Below are 21,433 nucleotides of genomic sequence, written 5' to 3'. Positions count from 1 at the left end.
GCCTAACCTGCAGGCGTTCTGATCCCGAAGCGTTCCGGCCTCAAGGCGTTCTGGTGGGCCCGGCACGGCGGCCGCGGCCGCCGTGCCGGGGTCGTCGCGCCGGGAACCCTCAGCGGGACATGAGGCGGCGCAGCCGCGAGTCGGAGCGCGGCTGCGGGGGCCCGGCCAGGCCGAGCGCCTCCAGCCTGCGCTTCTTGAAGTAGCGCTCCGGCCCGTTGTCGCGGACGTAGGCCGCCGCGGTCTCGCGCAGGCCGGGATGGGCCGCGCTCTGCATGCAGTAAGCGACCGCGTCGATCAGCGCCTCGAGGTCGACGGGCGGCGGCTCCGACAGGGAGCCGTCGGCCCCGAGCCTGGGCAGCGACGCGTCGATGATCGTGACGGGGATCCGGTTGCTGTTCTCGTACGGCGTGAGCCGCTGGAGCAGCAGCTCGGTGCCCATGGTCGCCACCGGCAGCCCGAAATACCTGCGCGCCGTCACCAGCGCGGTGGAGAAGCAGCTCACCACCAGGGCCGGCCGTACCTTGGCGAACAGGACCTCGGCGGCGGAGTCCTCGGCGGCCACGACGAGCTCCGCGCCGAGCCCGGCGGCGACCTGCTTGAGCCGGTTGCTCTGCCGCCGTCCGGCCGCCGGGTGCGGCTTGAAGATGACTCGCCGGTGTCCCCGGGCGACGAGGGCGCCGAGCATCGCGGCGTGCAGGCCGGCCTCCTCCTCCACGGTCAGGATGCCCAGCGACGCCAGGTACTGCCCCAGGATGACGGCGTCCCCCGCGACATCGCCGGGCTCGGCGGTGGCGACCTGGTCGACGACCCGGCGGAAGGCCCCGACCGGGAGCGCCTCGGCCGGCACCCCGTGCTCGGTGAGCAGCAGCGGCGTCAGCCCGGGGACCAGGTCCAGGTGGATCAGCCGGGTGATGCGCGCGGAGATCTCCCCGGGCAGCACGTCACGGGTCGGGCTGTGGGCCATGAGGCCGTCGGAGTAGATCGTGAGGGAGCAGTCCTTGAACAGCCCGGGCAGGGTGCGGGCGGGGGAGACGATCACCGACTCCAGCACCAGCTCGTCCACCTCGCCGACACCCAGATGCGACTGGAGCAGCCGTCCGAGCATGGGCGTCTCGATCGCCCGCGCCTTCCAGTCGGACGGATGCAGGGGCGCGATGATCTCGTTCCAGGACCTGACGTCGTCGAACCGGTCCCGCAGCGCCGCGAACCCGGGGGTCTCGTCGAGCGGGACCGAGATCTCCGGGATGTCGGTGTTGTTGGACACGAGCAGCAGCCGCCGCCGGTCGGCGGGGCCGAAAGCGCCCGCGTCGACGGCGGCGGCCAGCGTCATGGCGCCGAAGAACCTGGAGGCGTGGAACACCTGGGTCACCGGCCCTCCTTCAGGTGGTGGAGCAGGGCCTGGCGATCGGGCTCGAAGCCGGCGATCAGCTCGTCGGCGAGGCCGGCGGGCAGCGCGGCCAGGGCGGCCCTGCCCCGCGCCTCGAAACCGGCCAAGATGGCGGGGGCGAAGCGCTCCCTCATCTCCCAGTGGTTGGCCAGCAGAGCGAGGAAGGTGCGGACGGCCTTGGGCCGGAACTGCTCCTCCACCTCCGCGAAGACCAGGTCGAACGCGTCGAAGAAGTGCAGCTGCCGCTCGTCGCCGATCTGGGTCAGCGACGCGGGGACCCCCCGCCGGTAGAAGACCCCGGCGAGGGAGACCGCGGCGAACGACGCCGCCCGCTGGTGGAGCCGCCAGATCCACGGGCGGTCCTCGGCCGTGTGCAGGCCGCTCGGGAACGTGAGGAGCTCGCCCAGCTCCCTGCGGTAGACGCCGGCCCACGCGTAGGGGTAGTCGACCATCGTCTTGGCCCCGGCCGGCATGATCGCCCCACGCGGGTCCAGCACGACGTTCCGCCGGGGCTCCGGCGCCCGGTGCGTCTCCCGCTTGCGGCCCTCGGCCTGGACGTGGTCGACGCGGACGAAGTCGCACCCGAGCCCGTCGATGGCCGCGACCAGCCGGGACAGGTAGCCGGGCGCGAGCCAGTCGTCGCCGTCCAGGAACGTCACGTACCGGCCGGAGGCCAGCTTCAGGCCGACGTTGCGCGCGTCGGCCAGCCCGACCGGCACCGGGTTGCGCACCACCGTGAGGCCCGGCAGGTCCTGCCGGAAGTCCTCGATCACCTCCGGCGTCGCGTCGGCCGACCCGTCGTCGACGACGACGACCTCCGTCTGGAAGTCCCGGGTCCGGTTGCGGACCAGCGACGCCAGGGCGTCGGCCAGGTACGGCTCGCCGTCCCTGACCGGGACGATCACCGAGAGTGTGATCACGACCCCTCCACGCTCACGCGGTGACGCGGCGCAGGCGGGCCCGGGGGGCCTCCTCGCCGGGGAAGACCTTCTTGACGCCGTCCCCGAGGGCGGTCTCGATGATGCGGATGTCGCGGACCAGGTGCTCCACGCCGCTGGGCTCCAGCGACGCGGCGTGGTCGGAGCCCCACATCGTGCGGTCGAGCGTGATGTGCCGCTCGACCGTCACCGCGCCCAGCGTCACCGCCGCCAGGGAGATCTGCAGGCCGCGCTCGTGACCGGAGTAGCCGACCGGCACGCCGTAACGCTCCTGGAGCGTGCCGATCATGCGGAGGTTGGCCTCCTCCGGGGGGAGCGGGTAGGTCGAGGTGGCGTGCATCATCACGAGCCGCTCGGTGCCGAGGATCTCGACCGCCGCGTCGATCTCCTCCATCGTCGACATGCCGGTCGACAAGATGATCGGCTTGCGGGTGGCCGCGAGGGCCCGCAGCAGCTCGTGGTCGGTCACCGAGGCCGAGGCCACCTTGTGGGCCACGACGTCCATGCTCTCGAGGAAGTCCACGGAGGGGACGTCCCACGGCGAGGCGAACCAGTCGACGCCGCGCTCCTCGCAGTACTTCGCGATGTGCCCGTACTCGTCCGCGCCGAACTCGGTGCGGATCTTGTACTCCATGTACGTCATCTCGCCCCACGGCGTCTGCCGGATCTGGCCGCGCTGCTCCATCGGCACGCAGATCTCCGGCGTGCGCTTCTGGAACTTCACCGCCTGGCAGCCGGCTTCGGCGGCCACGTCGATGAGCTTGCGGGCGATGTCGACGTCGCCGTTGTGGTTGATCCCGATCTCGGCGATCATGTAGACCGGCTGCCCGGGGCCGACCAGCGACCTGCCGATCCGCACCGGCGCCGGCTGCGCCCGGAACGTCGCGGACGGCACCGGGCCGCGGGCGGCGACCGGCGCGCCCTCGGCGGCCTCGGCGACCGCGGGCCTCGCGGCGAGCACACGGTCCGACAGCTCCCGTACGGCTCCCGCGCCCCCGGGGGCCGACAGCACCACGCGGGCGGCGGCGCGGACCCGGGGGTGCGCGTCGGGGACGGCCACCGGCCAGCCCACGAGCGCCATGCAGGACAGGTCGTTGACGTCGTTGCCCACGTAGGCGACCCGCTCCGGGTCGATGCCCTCCGCGGCCAGCCAGTCGCGCAGCGCGGCGTCCTTGGCCCCCAGCCCCTGCACCACCGGGACGCCGAGCTTGCCGGCGCGGGCGGCGACCACCGGGTTGCGCTCGGTGGACAGCACGAGCACCTTGACCCCGGCCCGCCGGAGCAGTGCCACGCCCATGCCGTCGGAGCGGCTGACCGCGACCATCTCGCGCCCTTCCGAGTCGACGAACGCGCGGTCGTCGGTGTGGACGCCGTCGAAGTCGGTGACGACCGCGTCGACGTCGATCGGGAGCGGCTCGTCGACGAACGGCGCCAGGGCCCGGACGATCTCGAGATCCTCGGGGGTGTCGATCTCCACCGCGTGCCGGGCCGGGACGGGCTGCACGGCCACGGTGCCGAAGAAGCGGTGCCCGTGCTCGCGCAGGCCGGCGGTCCGCATGACGTAGAAGGCGCCGGTCTCGCGGAAGTCGGGCTCGCGGTCCTGGCGGCGGGGCCGCACGGAGGGGTCGTGGTTGATCCCGTCGCCCGCCGCGCTCCAGACGAACTCGTAGGTCTCGGTCCCGGCGAAGACCGAGTCGGCCTCGCCGTTCAGGACCTTGGCGACGGCCGCGTCGATGTCGCGAGGGTCGATGAACGCGCTGGTGCACTGCACGAGCACGACGACCTCCGGGTCCTCGCCCAGCTCGCCGAGGGCGTGCAGGACGGCGGACTCGCTGGAGGCGGTCGGGCCGCTGAGGTCGGCCGGGCGCCGGACGACCCGGGCGCCGGCGTCGGCGGCGACCTGGGCGATGCGGTCGTGGTCGGTGGTGACGACGACCTCGTCCACGAGCTCCGCGCGCAGGCATGCCTCGACCGCTCGCGCGACCAGCGGGATGCCGCCCACCTTCTCCAGGTTCTTCAGCGGAACGCCCGCCGAACCTCCGCGGGCGGGGACAACGGCCAGCACTCGCACGAGTGACTCCTCTACCTGCGACAACGGGACCCCGAGGCGGGGTGTCCCGGAAACCTAGCCAGGTGGATGGCCCCACGGGGGTAACTCCGTTGAACAGGCATGGGCGCAGGTCTTAACTTTGGGTGTCGCCGCCGCGGCCCTGTCCGGCAGGCCCCTGAATGCCCCGCTTCGTGACCGCCGCGGGCGGTGTCACGTCACGTGTGGAGTGTCACATGCCGGACGTCACGCGCCGGGCGTGACTTCGTGCGGCTCGGCGAGCGGCAGCCGGATCACGAACCGCACACCCGGCTCGCCGTCCTCGACGGCGATCGTGCCGTCGTGCGCCTCGACGACCTCGCGGGCGATGGCGAGGCCGAGGCCGCTGCCGCCGTGGACCCGGCTTCGGGCGGCGTCCCGCCGGTAGAACCTCTCGAAGATCCGCTCGCGGTCCCCCTCGGGGATCGGGTCGCCGTCGTTCACCACGCACAGGACGGCGTCGTGGTCGCGGCGGGTGACCTCCACGGACACCGCGGTCACCGCGTGCCGCTCCGCGTTGTCCAGCAGGTTCGTGACGACCCGGCGCAGCTGCCCGCGCAGCCCCATGATCCATACGCCCGGCTCGATCTCGACGTGCGTGGGCAGCCGGTCACGCCGCGGGCCCTCCCGCCCCTCCCGCCGATCCCGCCGCTCCGCCTCGTCGGCGACCAGCCTGCCCAGGTCGACCTCCTCCCGAACGGCCTCGGGGACCGTTCCGATGCGTGCGAGCAGCAGAAGGTCGCCGACGATGCCCTCTAGCCGCTCGGTGTCGCGCAGCGCCGCGTCGAGGGCCTCGCAGGTGTCCTCCGGATGCAGGCGCGCGCCCTCCAGCTGGGCGCGGATCCCGGCGATCGGGGTGAGCAGCTCGTGCGAGGCGTCGGCGGCGAACCGCCGTTGCTTCTGGATCGATTCGTCCAGCCTGGTCAGGGCGTCGTTGGCCGTTCTCGCGAGGCGGGCGATCTCGTCGTTGCCGGGCGGCTGGGGCAGCCTCGACGCGGTGTTCTTCGGGGTGATCTCGGCGAGCTCCGACCTCATGGCCTCGACGGGGCGCAGCGCCCGCCCCGTCCCCCTCCAGGCGATCCACCCGGACAGCGCGGCGAGGAGCGCGGCGAAGACGAGGAGCTCCAGGGCGGGGATCGGGGTGGTGAGGATCGCGGGGGCGCTGCGGCCCGCGTACACGACGACCGAGTCGGGCCGGGGGGACACCCGTATGGCGGTCACGAACACGCAGTCGCGGTGGGGCATCGCGCAGGTGGTCGTCTGGGTGACGTGGGTGTCGGAGGACGGGCGTAACGGGCTCAACGGCCGGAGCCCGCGCGCCGCCGGGCTGCCGGCGACGACGCTGCCGTCCGGCGCGACCACCTCCACCAGGTCGATGCCGTTGGCGTTCGTCGGCACCGGGCTCGGCAGGTGCCCGTCGCGCACCTCCGCGGCGACGCGGGTCGCCGTGGCGAGGCTGGCGTCCCATATCCGGTCGGCGACCGCATGGCGCACCGCGACGTTCACCACCACCGCGAGAGGGATGAGGAAAAACGCCGCCGCTCCGGTCGCGATGAGGGTGAGACGCGCACGGAGCGAGAGGGAACGCTGCCTGGGGAGGAGCATTACCTGAGGTTACTCATGGTCATCGCGCGGAAAACGCGCGACAGGGGAAAGCTGACACCAAAGTTCCTCAAAGTCTCCCATCTGGGGGCGTGGGAGCTGATTGCCCGGACATGGGTCAGGGGCTCTCGACGAAGACGGCGACGGTGCGCCCCGGCACGGTCAGGACGCCGGTCGCCGGGTCGGCGGACGCCTGGCGGACGACCGGGTCCTCCGAGGCCGCCTGCACCGGGTGGAGCGCCGTACGGGCCCCCTTCAGCGCGGCCACGACAGGCGCGGCCTGCCGCCCGCCGGCGTTGAACACCACCGTGACCGACCGGTACGCCGGGTCCACCCCGGCGGAGTCGATCCGCATGACGATCACTCCCGGGGCGCCGGACGGCGGGAAGGACACCCGCCTCTGGATCTCCGCCGCCGAGCCCAGGGAGAACGCGGGCGAGGAACGCCGGATCCGCAGCAGCTCGCCGAACCCGGCCCGGGCGGCCCCGATGGCCGCGCAGTCCGCCCGCAGCGCCGGGTCGGCCAGCAGCGGCCGGGCGTACGGCCACCGGGCGCCGTTGTCCCTCTCGGGGGGCAGGCCGCCCCCGAAGCCGTTGCCCTGGCGGCAGTCCCACAGCAGCCGGTTGAACCAGTCGCCCGAGTCGTAGGAGTTGCGGTCGAGCGACTTGGAGCGCAACCGCTCGCTGCCGGCGTGGACGAACGCCGTGCCCTGCCCCAGCAGGACCGTGGCGAGCGACAGCGACTGCATCCGCACCCGGTCGGCCATCGGGGCCGATCGGGGCAGCTTGAAGGCGAGCGCGTCGTACAGGGTCTCGTTGTCGTGGGCGTCCACGTAGGTGACGGACTCGCCGGGCGCGGAGGTGTAGCCGGCGGGCGAGCCGTTGTAGCCGATCTCCGATCCCTTCACCGGCGTCCCGGCGGAGCCGGTGAAGGTGAAGTCGCGCAGGTTGCCGGCGAGCCCGAGCTTGATCAGGTCCTCGTAGCCCGCCAGCCGCCCGGCCGCCTCCGGTCCTGAGCCGTCCGCCAGGCCCGAGCCGAACCCCTGCACGCCCGGGTCCGCGTCGAACGGCGACCCGCCCCGTACGGCGTCACGCAGGCGGTCGTTGAACGTGCCGATCCCCGTCCCGGCCATGTTGGCCTGGGTGGCCTGGGTGAACCGGGCGTCGTCGGCGACCTCCCCGAAGTTCCAGCCCTCGCCGTACAGGATGATCGACTTGCCGTCCACCCCGTCCTTGGCGGGGGTGAGCGCGTCGAGGGCCCTGCGCACGGCGAGTATGCCGGCCTTCGGATGGTGTCCCATGAGATCGAACCTGAAGCCGTCGATCTTGTAGTCGCGGGCCCAGGTGACGATCGAGTCGACCACCAGGCGGCCCATCATGGCGTGCTCGGGGGCCGTGTTCGCGCAGCAGGTGGAGGTGGCCACCGCCCCGTCGTCGAGCAGCCGGTGGTAGTACCCCGGCACGATCCGGTCCAGCACGCTCCGCGGATCCTGCCCGGACGCGTGGGTGTGGTTGTAGACCACGTCCATGACCACCCGGAGCCCGGCGCCGTTCAGCCCGGCGACCATCCCGCGGAACTCCTTGATCCGCCGGTCGGGGTCCGTGGCGTACGACCCCTCCGGGACGGTGTAGTGCAGCGGGTCGTAGCCCCAGTTGAACGAGTCCTTCGCCGCCGTCGCCGTGACGCACGCCTGCTGCTCTGGGGAGTCCGGCGGCATCGCCGCGAGATCGCAGGCGGGCTCCGTCCGGTCCTCCGCACGGTCGGGGACGGTCGCGAAGTCGAAGACCGGCAGCAGGTGGACGTGGGTGAGCCCGTCCCCCGCCAGGCTCCGCAGCTCGGCCATCCCCTTGCCGCCGGGCTCGGCGAACGCCCGGTAGGTGCCGCGCTCAGCCGCCGGCACGCTCGGGTCGGAGGCCGAGAAGTCGCGCACGTGCAGCTCGTAGATCGAGGCCCGGTCCTGACGGACCGCGGGCGGCTTGCGCAGCGACGACCATCCCTCCGGCATGAGGGAGGCGTCCGACAGGTCGACGATCTGGCTGCGCTCCGAACCGGCCGAGACCGCCAGGCTGTAGGGGTCGGTCACCTCGTTGGTCACGACCTTCCCGGCGGCGGGGGCGAAGACGGTGACGAGGTAGGTGTAGTACCTCCCCTTCCAGGAGGACGGCCCCCTCGTGGACCACACGCCCGTCGCGTCGTCCCTGCGCATGGGATGGACGGCGCGGCGGCCGCCCTCCGGGCCGTCGTAGAGCGCCAGCTCGACCTTCTGGGCCGTCGGCGCCCACACGGCGAGCCCGCGTCCCTCGACCGGGCCGAGGGAGGCCTTCACGGCGGCCCCGGCGTAAAGGTCGTCGAGCACGCCGGGGATCTGCACGCCGGTGGCGGTGAGCAGCGCCCCCGAGGGCGCGCGCTCGACCGCCACGACCTGCCCGCGCAACGCGGCGCGGACCAGCCCGGCGTCGCAGGGGTCCACTGCCAGCGCGGAGTAGGAGGCCAGATGCGGCCAGGCGGCCTTCTGCGGCTCCGAGAACGCGCCGGGAGTGAGCCGGATCAGGTGCACGTCGCCGGCGAGGTCGCCGTCGGCGACCGTGATGTCGCCCTTGGGGGAGTAGGCGAGGAAGTAGTGGCCGGCGGCGCTCGCCGCGCCCTTCCACGCGACCGTGCCGCGGTCGATCCACTGCGCGGTGGCCTTCGACAGGTCGGCGTCAGCGCCGGTCGCCGCGGGTCGCGGCAGCAGGTATCCGTCCACACCTGACAGTTTCCACGTCTCGTGGCCCGTCGCGGCGAGATCGAGCACCTGGCCGGCCTGCTGGTCCTTCGTGTCGCCCTTGTGGGTGATCAGGCCGACGTCTGTGGCCCCGGGCTTGAGCTTGATCCAGGGGCGGCTCGCGCGGCGGAGGTGAGCGGCGGGAGCCGTGCCGCGGGGAGCGTGGTGGCCGCCCGTCGGGGGGCACTGCGGGGGCGGTGCGGGTGGCGCTTCGGCGGGGAGAGGGACGCGTGCGCTCGCCGTGCCGGGGAGGCTCGCCATGCCCGGAAAGACCTTCCTATACCAGCATGTGCAAGATCTTGCTGCAAGTTCCAGAAACAGTGCAGCCATTCCGTGACCCGTCGCCGTAACCATCGCGAAACGTGTGTCCGACACTGTGGGTGTCGCACATGGTGGAGGTGATGGGGGATGTTGCTTCGGCTACGGGTTTCGCTGCCCGATCGGCCGGGGGTGCTGGGGCAGGTCGCGCGGGCTTTCGGGGTGATGGGCGCCGACATCCTGCAGGTGACCGTCCTGGAGCGCCAGGCCGGACGGGCCGTTGACGACTTCACGGTCTCCTGGTCCGGCCTGTTCGAGCCCGAGGAGCTGCGCGAGCGCATCAGCGTGGTCCCCGGCACGCGGGTGGAGGCCGTGTGGCCCACGCGCGAGGTGCCCGGCACCAGCCCGGACTACGACCTGCTCGGCCACGTGGCCGGGGAGCCCGAGCGGGCGTACGTGACGCTGGTCGACGCGGTGTCGGACCTGGTCAGCGCCGAGTGGGCGGTCGCCGTCGACTCGGCCAGCGGCTCGGTCACGCACGGGAGCTGGCAGGCGCCGGAGCTCGTGCCGGCCGCCTCGCTGACGCCGCTGCGGGCCTCCGCCTTCACCGAAGGCGACCTGCACCTGGCCAGCGTGCCGATGGACGGTGTGCATCTGGTCGTGGCGCGGTCACAGGGGCCCGCGTTCCACCGGGCCGAGCTCGACAAGATCGTGCGGCTCGTCGGCATCGTCTCCGTTCTGGCCCAGGCGGGGGTCGCCCGCACGACCCACGGCGTCTGAGCTCGCGAATTGACCGGAGCCGATATGCCGACCCGGCCCCGCGAACCGGGAGCGCGGATCTGCCCTCGTGAATCCCGGCGGCGCGAACCTGATCCCGCGAACTGGAAAAACGGGATTGAACCCTATGAAACGCTCAGAGCGCCCTTAACCCTGCGAATCGGACAAAAAGGATGGGAGCCCATAAATTTCGACAACAGGGGATTTGACGGCACGCATTCGGCGGCGCCGATCTGACCCGCGAATTGGACAGCGAGGTCACATCCGCGGATTCGTATCTTGCGGACCTGACCTGCGGATTCCGGCCGAGAGCCGGCGTGCGGGATCGCCGTGGGCCCGTTACCGCCGGGGCGGGTCGATGCGGGCGCCGTCCTGGGTGAACAGCATGAGGCGGGAGACGTCGACGGCGACGCGGCCATGGTCGCCGGCCCTCCACACCGGGCGGTTGCCGAGCCGCACGACCAGGTCGGCGCGGCGGTGCGTGCCCATCTGGGACGGCGGCGGAGCCTGCGGGTCCTCCTCCTGCCCGTTCCCGTTGAGCAGGCGGCGCATGACCGAGCGCGCCCGGCCGGGGAGGCCCGAGCCGCCGTTCACATGGCCGTCGCGAGTGTCCGGCGGCTCCGGGGCGACGACCGCCGGGATGCCGGCCTCCAGGTACGCGAGCCACTCGTGGCCGTGGTACTCCAGGGTCCTGACCCGGCCGAAGAAGGTCGGCCCCTCCGTCTTCTCCGGCACCGCCATCAGGCCGTCCGGCCGGATGCCCACGATGATCTGCCTGCCGGTGTGCTGGGAGACGGCGTACGCCCGTGGATCGGTCCAGGGCATCGTGATCTGATGTGGGCCGAAGTCGAGCAGGATGAACTGGTTCTGCGGGGTCCGTACGGTCGCCGACAGCAGGTTGAGCTGCTGGGAGCTGAGGAACGCGGCGGTGAAGGCGGTCGCGGGGTCGTTGTACACCTGGGCGGGGGTGCCGATGTCCTGGAGCACCCCGCGATTCATGATCGCGATGCGGTCGGCCAGCGTGAGCGCCTCGACCTGGTCGTGCGTGACGTAGATGGTGGTGACGCCGAGGGCCCGCACCAGCGAGGAGATCTCCATGCGTAACTCGGTCCGCATGCCGGCGTCCAGGTTGGACAGCGGCTCGTCCATCAGGAACAGGGAGGGCTGGCGGACGATGGCGCGGCCCATGGCGACGCGCTGGCGCTGACCGCCGGACAGCGTCCCCGGCCGCCTGTCCAGCGTCTCGTCGATGTGCAGCGCGCGGGACAGCTCCACCACGCGCTCCTTGACCATCGCGGGGTCCGCCTTGGCGATCTCCAGCGGGAACGACAGGTTGCCGCGCACGGTCCGGTGAGGATAGAGGGCGCCGTTCTGGAACACCATCGCGACATCGCGGTCGCGGGGGGCGAGGGAGTTGGCGAGCTTTCCGCCCAGCCACAGATCACCCTCGGTGATCTCCTCGAGCCCCGCGATCATCCGGAGCAGGGTGGACTTCCCGCAGCCGGACGGCCCCAGCAGAACAAGAAGCTCACCCTCGTCCGCGCGCAGGCTCATGCGATCGACAGCAAGGTGACCCCCCGGGTAGACCTTGCTTACATTGTCGAGGACGACGGTGCTCATGACAGCTCGTTCCCCCCGGGCGGACATGCCCGGATCCCCAGCCTTCGGTGTGATTGATGAGGTAGTACATCGCGTCTCGGGCACTCGTGTCCAGACGTGTCGTGAAGAATCCGGCATCTGCCTGCAACTTCTCGTTACTCCGCTCTTTCCGTTGAGGAAAGTTCGTTGTCAGGGCCGGGGTCTGACCTCGCCGCCCCATGCGCTTGCGCGTCAAAGGTAACGAAGTTACTGAAACTTGCTGTAAGGCCTTTCACCGATTTCACAGGCCTGTTACGTTCCGCGTTAAATCCCCCTGAGCAAGGAGCGCAACAGAGATGCGGCGAGTCTTCTCGGCTGCGGCGGTCGCCGCGGCGCTGGCCCTGGCGGTGTCCGCCTGCGGCGGTTCCAGCCCCGGCGCGGCCCCGGCGACGAGCGCCGCTCCCGGCGACGTGTCGGGCACGGTCACCTGGTGGGACACCTCCGACGCGACGACGGAGGCCCCCGCGTTCAAGGAACTGATCACGGACTTCCAGGCGAAGTACCCCAAGATCAAGGTGAACTACGTCAACGTGCCGTTCGCGGAGGCGCGGGACAAGTTCAAGACGGCCGCGCAGTCCGGCTCGGGCGCGCCGGACGTGCTGCGGACCGACGTCGGCTGGGTCGCCGAGTTCGCCTCGCTCGGCTATCTCGCGCCGCTCGACGGCACGCCCGCCCTGCAGAACCCGGGCGAGTTCCTGCCGTCCCCGGCCGCGAGCGGCAAGTTCAACGGCAAGACGTACGGCGTGCCGCAGGTGACCGACACCCTCGGCCTCCTCTACAACAAGGAGCTGCTGAAGAAGGCGGGCTACGACGAGCCTCCGGCGACCATGGCCGATCTGAAGAAGGTCGCGCTGGACGTCAAGTCGAAGACCGGCGCCGAGGGCATCGCGCTGAACGTGGACGCCTACTTCCTGCTGCCGTTCATCTACGGCGAGGGCGGCGACTTCGTCGACGTCCCGGGCAAGAAGATCACCATCTCGTCGCCGCAGACGGTCGCCGGCGTCAAGATCGTCGAGGATCTGATCAAGTCCGGCGCCGCGGCCAAGCCCGCCCTGCAGGACAGCTACACCAACGCGGAGACCGCCTTCAAGGAGGGCAAGGTCGCCATGATCTTCAACGGCCCCTGGTCGAACGCCGACAACCTCGGGGGGAAGGTCTTCAAGGACGACCCGGACAACTTCGGCGTCGCCCCGGTCCCGGCCGGTTCGGCGAAGTCCGGCGCGCCGGTCGGCGGCCACGACTACACGGTCTACGCCGGCTCCGGGAACCTCGGCGCGTCGTACCTGTTCGTCCAGTTCATGGACACGGCGGAGAGCCAGGCGAAGATCGCCGGCAAGCTCGGCCTGCTGCCGACCCGCACCCCGGCCTACAGCGCGCCGGAGGCGACGGCCAACCCGAAGATCGCGCAGTGGCAGAAGCCGATGGAGTCGGCCGTGGAGCGCCCCTGGATCCCCGAGGCGGCCTCGCTGTTCCAGCCGCTCGTCGAGGGCTACCAGAAGCTGGCGGCCGGGCAGTCGGAGACCGAGCCGATGCTCAAGGACGTGGCCACCGCCTACCAGGGCATCCTCAAGGGCTGGAGCCTGTGACCCATGACGGCTGACGTCGTCGCGGGCAGGAGGGCCGCGCCCCGATCCGGGGCGCGGCGCCTGCTGTCCCGTCACTGGTACGCCTGGGCGATGACGGCGCCGGTGGTCATCGTGACGCTGGTGCTGGTCGGTTACCCGCTCGCGCGCGGCGTGTACCTGTCGCTGACCGACGCGACCGAGGCGAACATGGGCCGCACGATCGGGATGAACGTCATCCCGTCGACGTACGAGTTCGTCGGCCTGCGCAACTACGCCGAGATCCTCACCTCGGCCACGTTCCTCGGCCGGCTGCTCTGGACCGTCGTCTGGACCGTCGTGTGCGTCGCCCTGCATGTGGGCCTCGGCCTCGGCACGGCGCTGCTGCTCAACCGGCCGATGCGGTTCCGCTCGGTCTACCGGATGCTGCTCGTGCTGCCGTGGGCCGTGCCGGCCTTCGTGTCCGCGTTCATCTGGCGCTACCTGCTGAACGGCGAGTTCGGCGTGGTGAACGCCATGCTGAGGGCGGCCGGGTTCGCGGGGATCAGCTGGCTCGACGACCCCCTCTGGGCGAAGGTGTCGGTGATCGCCTGCAACGTGTGGCTGGGTGTGCCGTTCATGATGCTCGCCCTGCTCGGCGGGCTGCAGGCCATCCCGCGCGAGCTGTACGAGGCCGCCGAGGTCGACGGCGCGTCGCCGTGGCAGCGGTTCCGGCACATCACGGTGCCGGGCCTGAGCCCCGTGTCGAGCACGGTCGTGCTGCTCGGCACGATCTGGACGTTCAACCAGTTCCCGGTCATCTTCCTGCTCACGCGCGGGGGACCGGCCGGGTCGACGGAGATCCTCGTGACGTACGCCTACCGGCAGGCCTTCGAGGGCATTCGCAACTATTCGGGCTCGGCGGCGTGGGGCCTGGTGATCCTCGCCCTGCTCGTCGTGCTGGCCGCGGTATACCGGAGCGCGCTGCGGCGCCAAGGGGAGGAATGGTGACCACCGGCGATCAAGTGACGACCGGCGACGAGGTGACGGGCGAGCGGGCGACGACCGGCGGCCGGGTGACCACCGCCGGGGCGCCGCACGGCGAGGCGCCGGGCAAGGCGCCCCGCGGGGCACGCGGCGGCCGCGAGTACCGCAGCCCCGCCCGGTCCGCCGCGCTGCACCTCACGCTGATCGCGGCGAGCGTCGTGTCGGTCTTCCCCGTCGCCTGGCTGGTGCTGACCTCGCTCAAGCCGAGGACGGTGATCGAGACCGCGTCGGTCCGGCCGTTCGAGCAGCCGACGCTCGCGAACTACGCGCAGGTCCTCGGGGAGACCCGGTTCCTGACGTGGGCGGGAAACTCGATCATCGTCTCGCTCGCCACCGCCGTGATCGGCGTGCTGCTGTCGGCCACCACCGGATACGCGGTGAGCAGGTTCCGCTTCCCGGGGTTCCGCTCGGTCATGTGGATGCTGCTGATCACGCAGATGTTCCCGGTGGCGATCCTCATCGTGCCGATCTACAACCTCATGGCGGGCCTCGGGCTGATCAACCAGTTCCCCTCCCTGGTCATCGCGTACCTGACCTCCACCGTCCCGTTCTGCGCCTGGATGATGAAGGGCTACTTCGACACGGTCCCGGTGTCGATCGACGAGGCGGGCCGGGTCGACGGCCTCACCCCCTTCGGCACGTTCTGGCGCCTGATCGTCCCGCTCGCCAAGCCCGGCCTGGCCGTCGCCGCGTTCTACTCCTTCCTCACCGCCTGGGCCGAGGTCGCGTACGCGACGGCGTTCATGACCGGCGACGACAAGTACACGCTGGCCGTGGGTCTCAGCCAGTTCGTCGGCCAGCACAAGGCGGAGTGGGGGCTGCTCACGGCGTCGTCGGTGCTCATCGCGATCCCCGCGGCGGCCGTCTTCCTGCTCGTCCAGCGCCATCTCGTGACCGGCCTCACGGCCGGCGCGACGAAGGCCTGACCCATCTGAGAATCGGGGGATCCCATGACCGAAGTCGCCGTCCAGCCACCGGCCGCCGCGCCGGCCGCCGTCACCCGGTGGTGGCGGGACGCGGTGATCTACCAGGTGTACGTGCGCAGCTTCGCGGACGGCAACGGCGACGGCGTGGGCGACCTCCTCGGAGTGCGCAGCCGCCTGGGTTACCTGGCCGACCTCGGTGTGGACGCCGTCTGGCTGACGCCGTTCTATCCCTCCCCGATGGCCGACTTCGGATACGACGTGGCGGACTACCGGGACGTCGACCCCATCTTCGGCACGCTGGCGGACGCCCGGGCCCTGATCGACGAGGCCCACGCGCTGGGCCTGCGGATCATCGTGGACGTGGTGCCCAACCACACCTCCGACCGGCACCCCTGGTTCGAGGCGGCCCTGCGGGCCGGGCCCGGCGCCCCGGAGCGGGCCCGCTACCACTTCCGGGACGGCAGCGGCGCGGCGGGCGAGCTGCCCCCCAACGACTGGGAGTCGATCTTCGGAGGCCCGGCCTGGACGCGGGCCGGGGACGGGCAGTGGTACCTCCACCTGTTCGCGCCCGAGCAGCCGGACCTGAACTGGGAGCATCCGGAGGTGCACAGCGAGTTCGCCGACGTGCTGCGGTTCTGGCTCGACCTCGGCGTGGACGGCTTCCGCGTCGACGTGGCGCACGGGATGGTCAAGGCGCCCGGCCTGCCCGACGTGGGCCATCGCGGCCAGGCCGAGATGATCGGCACGCAGGTCGTGCCGTTCTTCGATCAGGACGGCGTGCACGAGATCCACCGCGCGTGGCGCCGGATCCTCGACTCCTACGAGGGCGAGCGGATCGGCGTCGCCGAGGCGTGGGCGCCCTCGCCCGAGCGGCTGGCCTGCTACGTCCGGCCGGACGAGCTGCACCAGGCGTTCAACTTCCACCTCCTCAAGGCCCCCTGGGACGCCGGCGGGTTCCGGGAGATCGTCGACGAGTCGCTGCGCACGGCGGCCCTCGTGGGCGCCCCCTCCACCTGGGTGCTGTCCAACCACGACGTCAAACGGCACGTCACCCGGTACGGCGGGGGCGAGCCCGGCCTGCGGCGCGCCCGCGCCGCCGCCCTGCTCATGCTGGCGCTGCCCGGCTCCGCCTACGTCTACCAGGGCGAGGAGCTCGGCCTGCCCGAGGTGCTCGACCTTCCCGGCGAGTACCTGCGCGACCCCCAGAGGCTGCGCGACCCCGACAGCGGCCGGGACGGCTGCCGGGTGCCGCTGCCGTGGACCGCGACCGGCGAACCGGCGCACGGGTTCGCCCCTCCGGGCGTCCGGGACACCTGGCTGCCGATGCCGCCGGACTGGCGTCACCTCAGCGTGGAGGCCCAGCTCGGGGACGGCGCTTCTACGCTCAGCCTGTACCGGGCGGCGCTGCGCCTCCGGCGCGATCACCCCGCGCTCGGCGACGGCGCCCTGACCTGGCTGGACAGCCCGCCGGGCACGCTGGCGTTCCGCCGCGGCGACTCCTTCGCGTGCGTGATCAACATGACGGCGGAGCAGGTCGCCATCGGCCCGGCGCCCGGTTCCCTGCTCCTGTCGAGCGCGGGGCCGGAGGTCGCCGGCGGGACGGTTCGCCTGGCCCCCGACTCGACTACCTGGTGGGCCGCCGATCCCGGCCCCCGTGAGCAGTTCGCCGTACACCCGGATGTCTAGAGTGATGCTCATGAACAACACGCGGCTCGCCGACATCGCGGCTCAGGCGGGTGTCAGCGAGGCGACGGTCAGTCGTGTCCTGAACGGCAAGGCGGGCGTCTCCGCCAACACCCGCCAGGCCGTCCTCGCCGCCCTGGACGTGATCGGCTACGAGCGGCCGCAGCGGCTCCGGCAGCGCAGCAACGGTTTGATCGGGCTCGTGATCCCCGAACTCGGCAATCCGATCTTCCCGGCGTTCGCCCAGGCGGTGGAGAAGGCACTGACCCAGCACGGCTACACCCCGATTCTGTGCACCCAGGAGCCGGGCGGCGCCCCCGAGGACGAGTTCACCGAGATGCTCCTGGACAGGGGCGTGTCGGGCATCATGTTCGTGTCCGGCCTGCACGCCGACACCACGGCACGGATGGACCGCTACACCCGGCTCACCGACCGGGGCGTGCCGATCGTGCTGGTCGACGGCTGTAACCAGGCGATCCAGGCGCCGTTCATCTCGCCGGACGACCGGCTCGCCGCGCACCTCGCCGTACGGCACCTGGTGGACCTGGGGCACGAGCGGGTCGGCCTGGCGCTGGGCCAGCGCCGGTTCGTGCCGGTCATCCGCAAGATCGAGGGCTTTCGCGAGGCGATGGCCCAGCTCCTCGGGGTGTCCGACGCCGACGAGCTGATCCAGCATTCGCTGTTCTCCGTCGAGGGCGGGCAGGCCGCGGCCAGCGCGCTCCTGGACCGCGGCTGCACCGGGATCTTCTGCGCGAGCGACCTCATGGCCCTCGGCGCGATCCGGGCGGCCAGGGAGCGGGGACTGTCGGTGCCCGGCGACGTGTCGGTCGTCGGGTTCGACGACTCACCGCTCATGGCGTTCACCGACCCGCCCCTCACCACGGTGCGCAAGCCGATCGGGGCGATGGCCACGGCCGCCGTGGAGACGTTGCTGGAGGAGATCGGCGGCACCCCGGCCAGGCACGTGGAGCTGGTCTACCGGCCGGAGCTGATCGTCCGTGGCTCCACGGGCTCCGGCCCGCGCGTGTCACCCGCTGATCGGGACGCTCCCCGCGCCGCGTCGATGCCCTAGGGCTACCCCCTGGAAGCGGCTGGATCCGCTGCCGGGCGGACATCTGTCGCATGCGTGACCGGGGGCGCGGTGTGGGTCGTCCCACGCCGCGCCCCCGGTCACGTCGTCCGACTAGTTCAGGTGGGTGCTATCCGCCGATGGCGACGGCGAAGATGTGCATGGTCGCCACCCCGCTCGCCGCACCCGCGCTGATGTTGGGCAGGTCGACGCGGGACACCTCCTTGTTCTGCAGAGCCACGCCCGCGTAGTAGATGGTGGCGGCGGTGTTCTGCCGCTGGTTGTTCGGCCGGTTCTGATAGGCGGCCACGACGGCGGCGTCGCTCCCCGAACTCGGCGCGCCGTACCAGTCCGGCGAGCTGAGGGTGAACGCCTGCCTCGTGCCGTCCTTGTAGACGACGGTGGCCGGTCCGGACACCGCGCCGTACGTGCCGGCCACCAGGAAGCCGAGCGTCTTGCCGGTGCCGGTCACCTTGAGGGACTGCCCGGAGGCGATGGCGTTGTCGGGGGTGCCCACCGTGACGCCGGGCCACGTGAAGTTCACCCCGTTCTTGGTGACGGTGCTCCCCGGGGTGACACCGGCCTGGGCCAGTGCCTGAGCGGAGATGCTGGCGCCGCCGCCGTCGAAGTTCCCGGGAGCGGTGTTGGCGTCGTCGGTGACGGCGACGTTGCTGAAGAGCTCCTCCAGCGGCTTGTCCCGGCCGTCCCACACCCGGACCGTGGCCTTCGCGGACGCGGTCCAGTCGCTGCCGGCCTGGGTGCCGCTCGCCTTGCCGACCAGGGTCACGTCGCCCGCGGGCTGGCTCTGAGCGGGGGTGACGGTGAAATCGACGGTGCGCTCCGCGCCGGGCTGCAGGGGCCGCAACTCGACCTGCTCCGGTGAGACGCTCCACCCTTCCGGAGCCTCGACGGTCACGATCGTCCTGGGCGCCAGCGGCATCTCCACCGCCCGGACGGTGACGCTGACCTTCGCCTCCTGGCCGGGGCTCACCTCGCCGGGCACGCTGATCTTGATCTTCTGCAGGGCGTACGCGCGGTAGGTGTGCCCGGCCTTCCCGGTGAGTTCGATCAGGTCGGACGCGGCCTTCTTGGTGTGGACCGTGCCGCCGCGCGTGTCGTCGACCACCTTGAAGCGCCCGGCGAAGATCGCGCCACGTACCTTGACGACGCCGTCGCGGTCGGGCGTGACGAGGTACTCGTCGGCCTGCCCGTCGCTCCACGCCGCGCCGACGGTGTGACCGCCGCGGCCCCGCAGGCCCTTGACCCGTCCCTTCTCCCAGGCCCCAGGCAGGGCCGGCAGCAGGTGCAGCTCGCCGTTGTGGCTGTGCAGCAGCATCTCGGCCACGCCGGACGTCGCGCCGAAGTTGCCGTCGATCTGGAACGGAGGGTGCAGGTCGAACATGTTCGGGGCGAGCCTGGCCGGCGTCACGAGGAGGCGGACCAGGTCGTGCGCCCGCTTGCCCTCCTCCAGCCGCGCCCAGTAGTTGATCTTCCAGGCCAGGGACCAGCCGGTGCCGTCGTCGCCGCGCAGTTCGAGCGTCCGCCGCGCCGCGGTGTACAGCTCCGGGGTGCCGCGCTTGGTGATCTGGTGGCTGGGATGCAGGCCGTACAGGTGCGAGACGTGCCGGTGGTTCCGCTCGGTCTCGATCCAGTCGTACAGCCACTCCTGGATGTTGCCGCGCGAACCGATCTTCATCGGGGGGAGCCGGTCCCGGGCGGCCAGGACCTGTGCCCGGAAGCTCGCGTCCAGGCCGAGCACCTCGCTGGCCTCGGCGCAGCCGTTGAACAGGTCCCGCAGGATCTGGTTGTCCATGGTGGGACCGGCGGCGACGCTGACGTTCGGGTGGTGCGGGAGCTCGGGCGAGTTCGACGGGTTCGTGACCAGATATCCGAGCTTCGGCTCCTCCACGAGAGTGTCGAGGAAGAACTGCGCCGCGCCCTTCATCGCCGGGTAGTTCTTCCGCAGGAACTCGACGTCACCGGTGAACAGGTAGTGGTCCCAGATCATGGTGGCCAGCCACGCGCCGCCGGTCTGCCACATGCCCCAGAGCGCGCCGTCGACGACCGAGGTCGCCCGCCACGCGTCGGTGTTGTGGTGGGTGACCCAGCCGCCTGCCCCGTACTGCACCTCGGCGGTGCGGGCGCCGGTCTCGGTGAGGTCCTTGATCATGGAGAACACCGGCTCGTAGCACTCCGACAGGTTCGTCGTGTCGGCGGGCCAGTAGTTCATCGGCAGGTTGGCGTTGATGGTGTACTTCGAGTCCCACTGCGGGCTCAGGGAGTCGTTCCAGATGCCCTGCAGGTTGGCCGGTTGCGTCCCGGGACGCGAGCAGCTGATCAGCAGGTAGCGGCCGAACTGGAACAGCAGCGCGGAGAACTGCGGGTCGTCCACGGCCCCGTGCTGGGCGATCCGGACATCGGTCGGCTGGTCGGCCGCGTCGGTGCGGTCCAGTTCGAGCGTCGTCCGCTTGAACAGGGCCTCGTAGTCGGCGACGTGCCGGCTGCGCAGCGCGGCGTAGTCCTTGCTCGTGGCGGCGTCGAGGTGCCGCTGCGCGATGCCCTGGTAGTCGCCGCTGACGTCCTTGTAGCTCACGTAGCTGGAGCCGATGGAGACCAGCAGCGTCACACTGTCGGCGGCGGCGACTTGGAGCGTTCCGGCGGAACTGGTGACGGTGCCGCCCTCGGCGACGGCCTTGGCCAGCGCCAGGAACTTGACCTGGCCGGGGATGCCCTCGAAGGTGCCGGAGACGCCGTCGAGCGCCACCGTGGTGCTGTCCGGGCTGGTGCGGGTCGTCGAGCGCTGGGGGGTGTCGAACGTCGCGCTGAAGGTGATCGAGCCCGGCTTGTCGGCGGTCAGGCGGATGACGATGACCTGGTCGGGCGCGCTGGCGAACACCTCACGCTTGTACCGCACGCCGTTCAGTGTGTAGTTGACGGACGTGGTGGCGGTGGTGAGGTCGAGCTGGCGGTCGTACTCCGTGAACCCGGTGGTGCTCGGGAAGGTCAGCCTGATGTTGCCGACGGTCTGGTAGGCGAGCTGGCCCGCGGGCTTGCCCAGCATGTTCTGGTCGATGAGGGTCTGGGCCTGGCTCCACTGGTCCTCGAAGACCAGGCGCCGGATCTCCGCCAGTGCCGCCGCGCCCTTGGGGTTGTTCTGGTCGTACGGCCCACCGCCCCAGACGGTGTCCTCGTTGAGCTGGAGCCGCTCCACGTCGACGTTGCCGAACACCATGGCGCCGAGGCGCCCGTTGCCGATGGGAAGGGCCCGGAGCCAGTCCGTGCCGGCGCCCTTGTCGTACCACAGAGCCATGTCGTTCGCGGCGCGAACCTCCGCGGGCGCCGCCGAACCGGCTCGGGCGACGGCCGTCCACTGCATCGGCAGCATCAGAGCTCCGGCTCCGACCGTACCGACCTTCATCAATTGCCTTCGCGTCAGATCTGGCATTCGCTCTCCAAGCGCACTGCGGCCTTGCCGACGGCCGGCGCCGCGCCGGCTGCGAACCCGACATGGAGGAGGCGGGCGGAGTTCGGCGGGACCGGCTGTGTGACGAGGCTGTGTAGAGGGTGATGGCAAAGCTACAAAGATTTGATGTATGGGTCAATATCTCGTTATAAAAGGCCCGAAAAGCGGTCGTGTGACCAATATGGCATCGGTAAACATCTAACCTTTGACGTGGCACGCGCTGATCCAGGCCACGGTGGGCGGTGCGTGGGTGG

The 21,433-nt window shown here is 71.3% G+C and carries 13 protein-coding genes; 6 read left to right on the top strand and 7 right to left on the bottom strand.

Annotated features, from left to right (window positions below):
* Positions 1-109 precede the first annotated feature (109 nt).
* From AB0B72_RS12460 to pulA, 5 genes are all read right to left on the bottom strand, one after another.
* Positions 110-1,369 carry a polysialyltransferase family glycosyltransferase gene (locus tag AB0B72_RS12460; RefSeq protein ID WP_367738710.1) on the bottom strand — a complete coding sequence of 420 codons (1,260 nt, stop codon included), beginning with the start codon at positions 1,367-1,369 and terminating at the stop codon, positions 110-112.
* Positions 1,366-2,307: a glycosyltransferase family 2 protein gene (locus AB0B72_RS12455; RefSeq protein ID WP_367738709.1), complete on the bottom strand. Its 942-nt coding sequence runs from the start codon at positions 2,305-2,307 to the stop codon at positions 1,366-1,368. Before AB0B72_RS12455 ends, AB0B72_RS12460 begins: the two co-directional genes overlap by 4 nt.
* Positions 2,308-2,320: 13 nt before the next feature.
* Positions 2,321-4,396 (bottom strand): N-acetylneuraminate synthase family protein, encoded by a 2,076-nt coding sequence (locus AB0B72_RS12450; protein WP_367738708.1) that lies wholly within the window; start codon positions 4,394-4,396, stop codon positions 2,321-2,323.
* Positions 4,397-4,618: 222 nt separating this feature from the next.
* Positions 4,619-6,016, bottom strand: coding sequence for an ATP-binding protein (locus tag AB0B72_RS12445; RefSeq protein WP_367738707.1), 1,398 nt, complete (start codon positions 6,014-6,016; stop codon positions 4,619-4,621).
* A 115-nt stretch (positions 6,017-6,131) separates the two neighbouring features.
* Entirely contained in the window at positions 6,132-9,038 is a 2,907-nt protein-coding gene (gene pulA / locus AB0B72_RS12440) for a pullulanase-type alpha-1,6-glucosidase (protein ID WP_367738706.1), read from the bottom strand.
* Positions 9,039-9,185: 147 nt separating this feature from the next.
* Between pulA and AB0B72_RS12435 the strand changes: the two genes are divergently transcribed.
* The gene (locus AB0B72_RS12435; RefSeq protein ID WP_367738705.1) at positions 9,186-9,815 is read left to right on the top strand and encodes an amino acid-binding protein; all 630 of its coding nucleotides are present in this window, start codon (positions 9,186-9,188) and stop codon (positions 9,813-9,815) included.
* Positions 9,816-10,151: 336 nt separating this feature from the next.
* On the opposite strand, the gene AB0B72_RS12430 is transcribed toward AB0B72_RS12435, so the two are convergent.
* Positions 10,152-11,432: an ABC transporter ATP-binding protein gene (locus AB0B72_RS12430; RefSeq protein WP_367738704.1), complete on the bottom strand. Its 1,281-nt coding sequence runs from the start codon at positions 11,430-11,432 to the stop codon at positions 10,152-10,154.
* Between the two features lie 314 nt (positions 11,433-11,746).
* On the opposite strand from AB0B72_RS12430, the gene AB0B72_RS12425 reads away from it, so the two are divergent.
* Genes AB0B72_RS12425 through AB0B72_RS12405 form a run of 5 tightly spaced genes read left to right on the top strand, consistent with a single transcriptional unit; the run spans position 11,747 to position 17,719 of the window.
* Positions 11,747-13,036, top strand: coding sequence for an extracellular solute-binding protein (locus tag AB0B72_RS12425; protein WP_367738703.1), 1,290 nt, complete (start codon positions 11,747-11,749; stop codon positions 13,034-13,036).
* A 3-nt stretch (positions 13,037-13,039) separates the two neighbouring features.
* On the top strand, positions 13,040-14,002 hold the full coding sequence (locus AB0B72_RS12420; RefSeq protein WP_367738702.1) for a carbohydrate ABC transporter permease: 963 nt from the start codon (positions 13,040-13,042) through the stop codon (positions 14,000-14,002).
* Positions 13,996-14,964, top strand: a complete 969-nt coding sequence (locus tag AB0B72_RS12415; RefSeq protein WP_367738701.1) for a sugar ABC transporter permease — start codon at positions 13,996-13,998, stop codon at positions 14,962-14,964. Before AB0B72_RS12420 ends, AB0B72_RS12415 begins: the two co-directional genes overlap by 7 nt.
* Before the next feature lie 24 nt (positions 14,965-14,988).
* Complete coding sequence (locus AB0B72_RS12410) at positions 14,989-16,650, top strand: glycoside hydrolase family 13 protein (protein ID WP_367738700.1); 1,662 nt, start codon at positions 14,989-14,991, stop codon at positions 16,648-16,650.
* Positions 16,651-16,660: 10 nt separating this feature from the next.
* A complete protein-coding gene (locus tag AB0B72_RS12405; protein ID WP_367738699.1) occupies positions 16,661-17,719 on the top strand; it encodes a LacI family DNA-binding transcriptional regulator in 1,059 nt (352 codons plus the stop codon).
* Positions 17,720-17,846: 127 nt separating this feature from the next.
* Here AB0B72_RS12405 and AB0B72_RS12400 read toward each other — a convergent pair whose 3' ends face one another.
* Entirely contained in the window at positions 17,847-21,101 is a 3,255-nt protein-coding gene (locus tag AB0B72_RS12400; RefSeq protein WP_367738698.1) for a glycoside hydrolase N-terminal domain-containing protein, read from the bottom strand.
* Positions 21,102-21,433: the final 332 nt, after the last annotated feature.

The organism is Microbispora sp. NPDC049125 (assembly GCF_040802045.1).
Taxonomy (GTDB): domain Bacteria; phylum Actinomycetota; class Actinomycetes; order Streptosporangiales; family Streptosporangiaceae; genus Microbispora.
Note: the sequence above shows the minus strand (reverse complement) of the source record. Positions and strands in the feature narration are given on the sequence as shown.

Coding starts and splice junctions, on each gene's coding strand:
- AB0B72_RS12445 (WP_367738707.1), bottom strand. CDS start 6,016: ATGCTCCTCCCCAGGCAGCGTTCCCTCTCGCTCCGTGCGCGTCTCACC.
- pulA (WP_367738706.1), bottom strand. CDS start 9,038: ATGGCGAGCCTCCCCGGCACGGCGAGCGCACGCGTCCCTCTCCCCGCC.
- AB0B72_RS12435 (WP_367738705.1), top strand. CDS start 9,186: ATGTTGCTTCGGCTACGGGTTTCGCTGCCCGATCGGCCGGGGGTGCTG.
- AB0B72_RS12430 (WP_367738704.1), bottom strand. CDS start 11,432: ATGAGCACCGTCGTCCTCGACAATGTAAGCAAGGTCTACCCGGGGGGT.
- AB0B72_RS12425 (WP_367738703.1), top strand. CDS start 11,747: ATGCGGCGAGTCTTCTCGGCTGCGGCGGTCGCCGCGGCGCTGGCCCTG.
- AB0B72_RS12420 (WP_367738702.1), top strand. CDS start 13,040: ATGACGGCTGACGTCGTCGCGGGCAGGAGGGCCGCGCCCCGATCCGGG.
- AB0B72_RS12415 (WP_367738701.1), top strand. CDS start 13,996: ATGGTGACCACCGGCGATCAAGTGACGACCGGCGACGAGGTGACGGGC.
- AB0B72_RS12410 (WP_367738700.1), top strand. CDS start 14,989: ATGACCGAAGTCGCCGTCCAGCCACCGGCCGCCGCGCCGGCCGCCGTC.
- AB0B72_RS12405 (WP_367738699.1), top strand. CDS start 16,661: ATGAACAACACGCGGCTCGCCGACATCGCGGCTCAGGCGGGTGTCAGC.
- AB0B72_RS12400 (WP_367738698.1), bottom strand. CDS start 21,101: ATGCTGCCGATGCAGTGGACGGCCGTCGCCCGAGCCGGTTCGGCGGCG.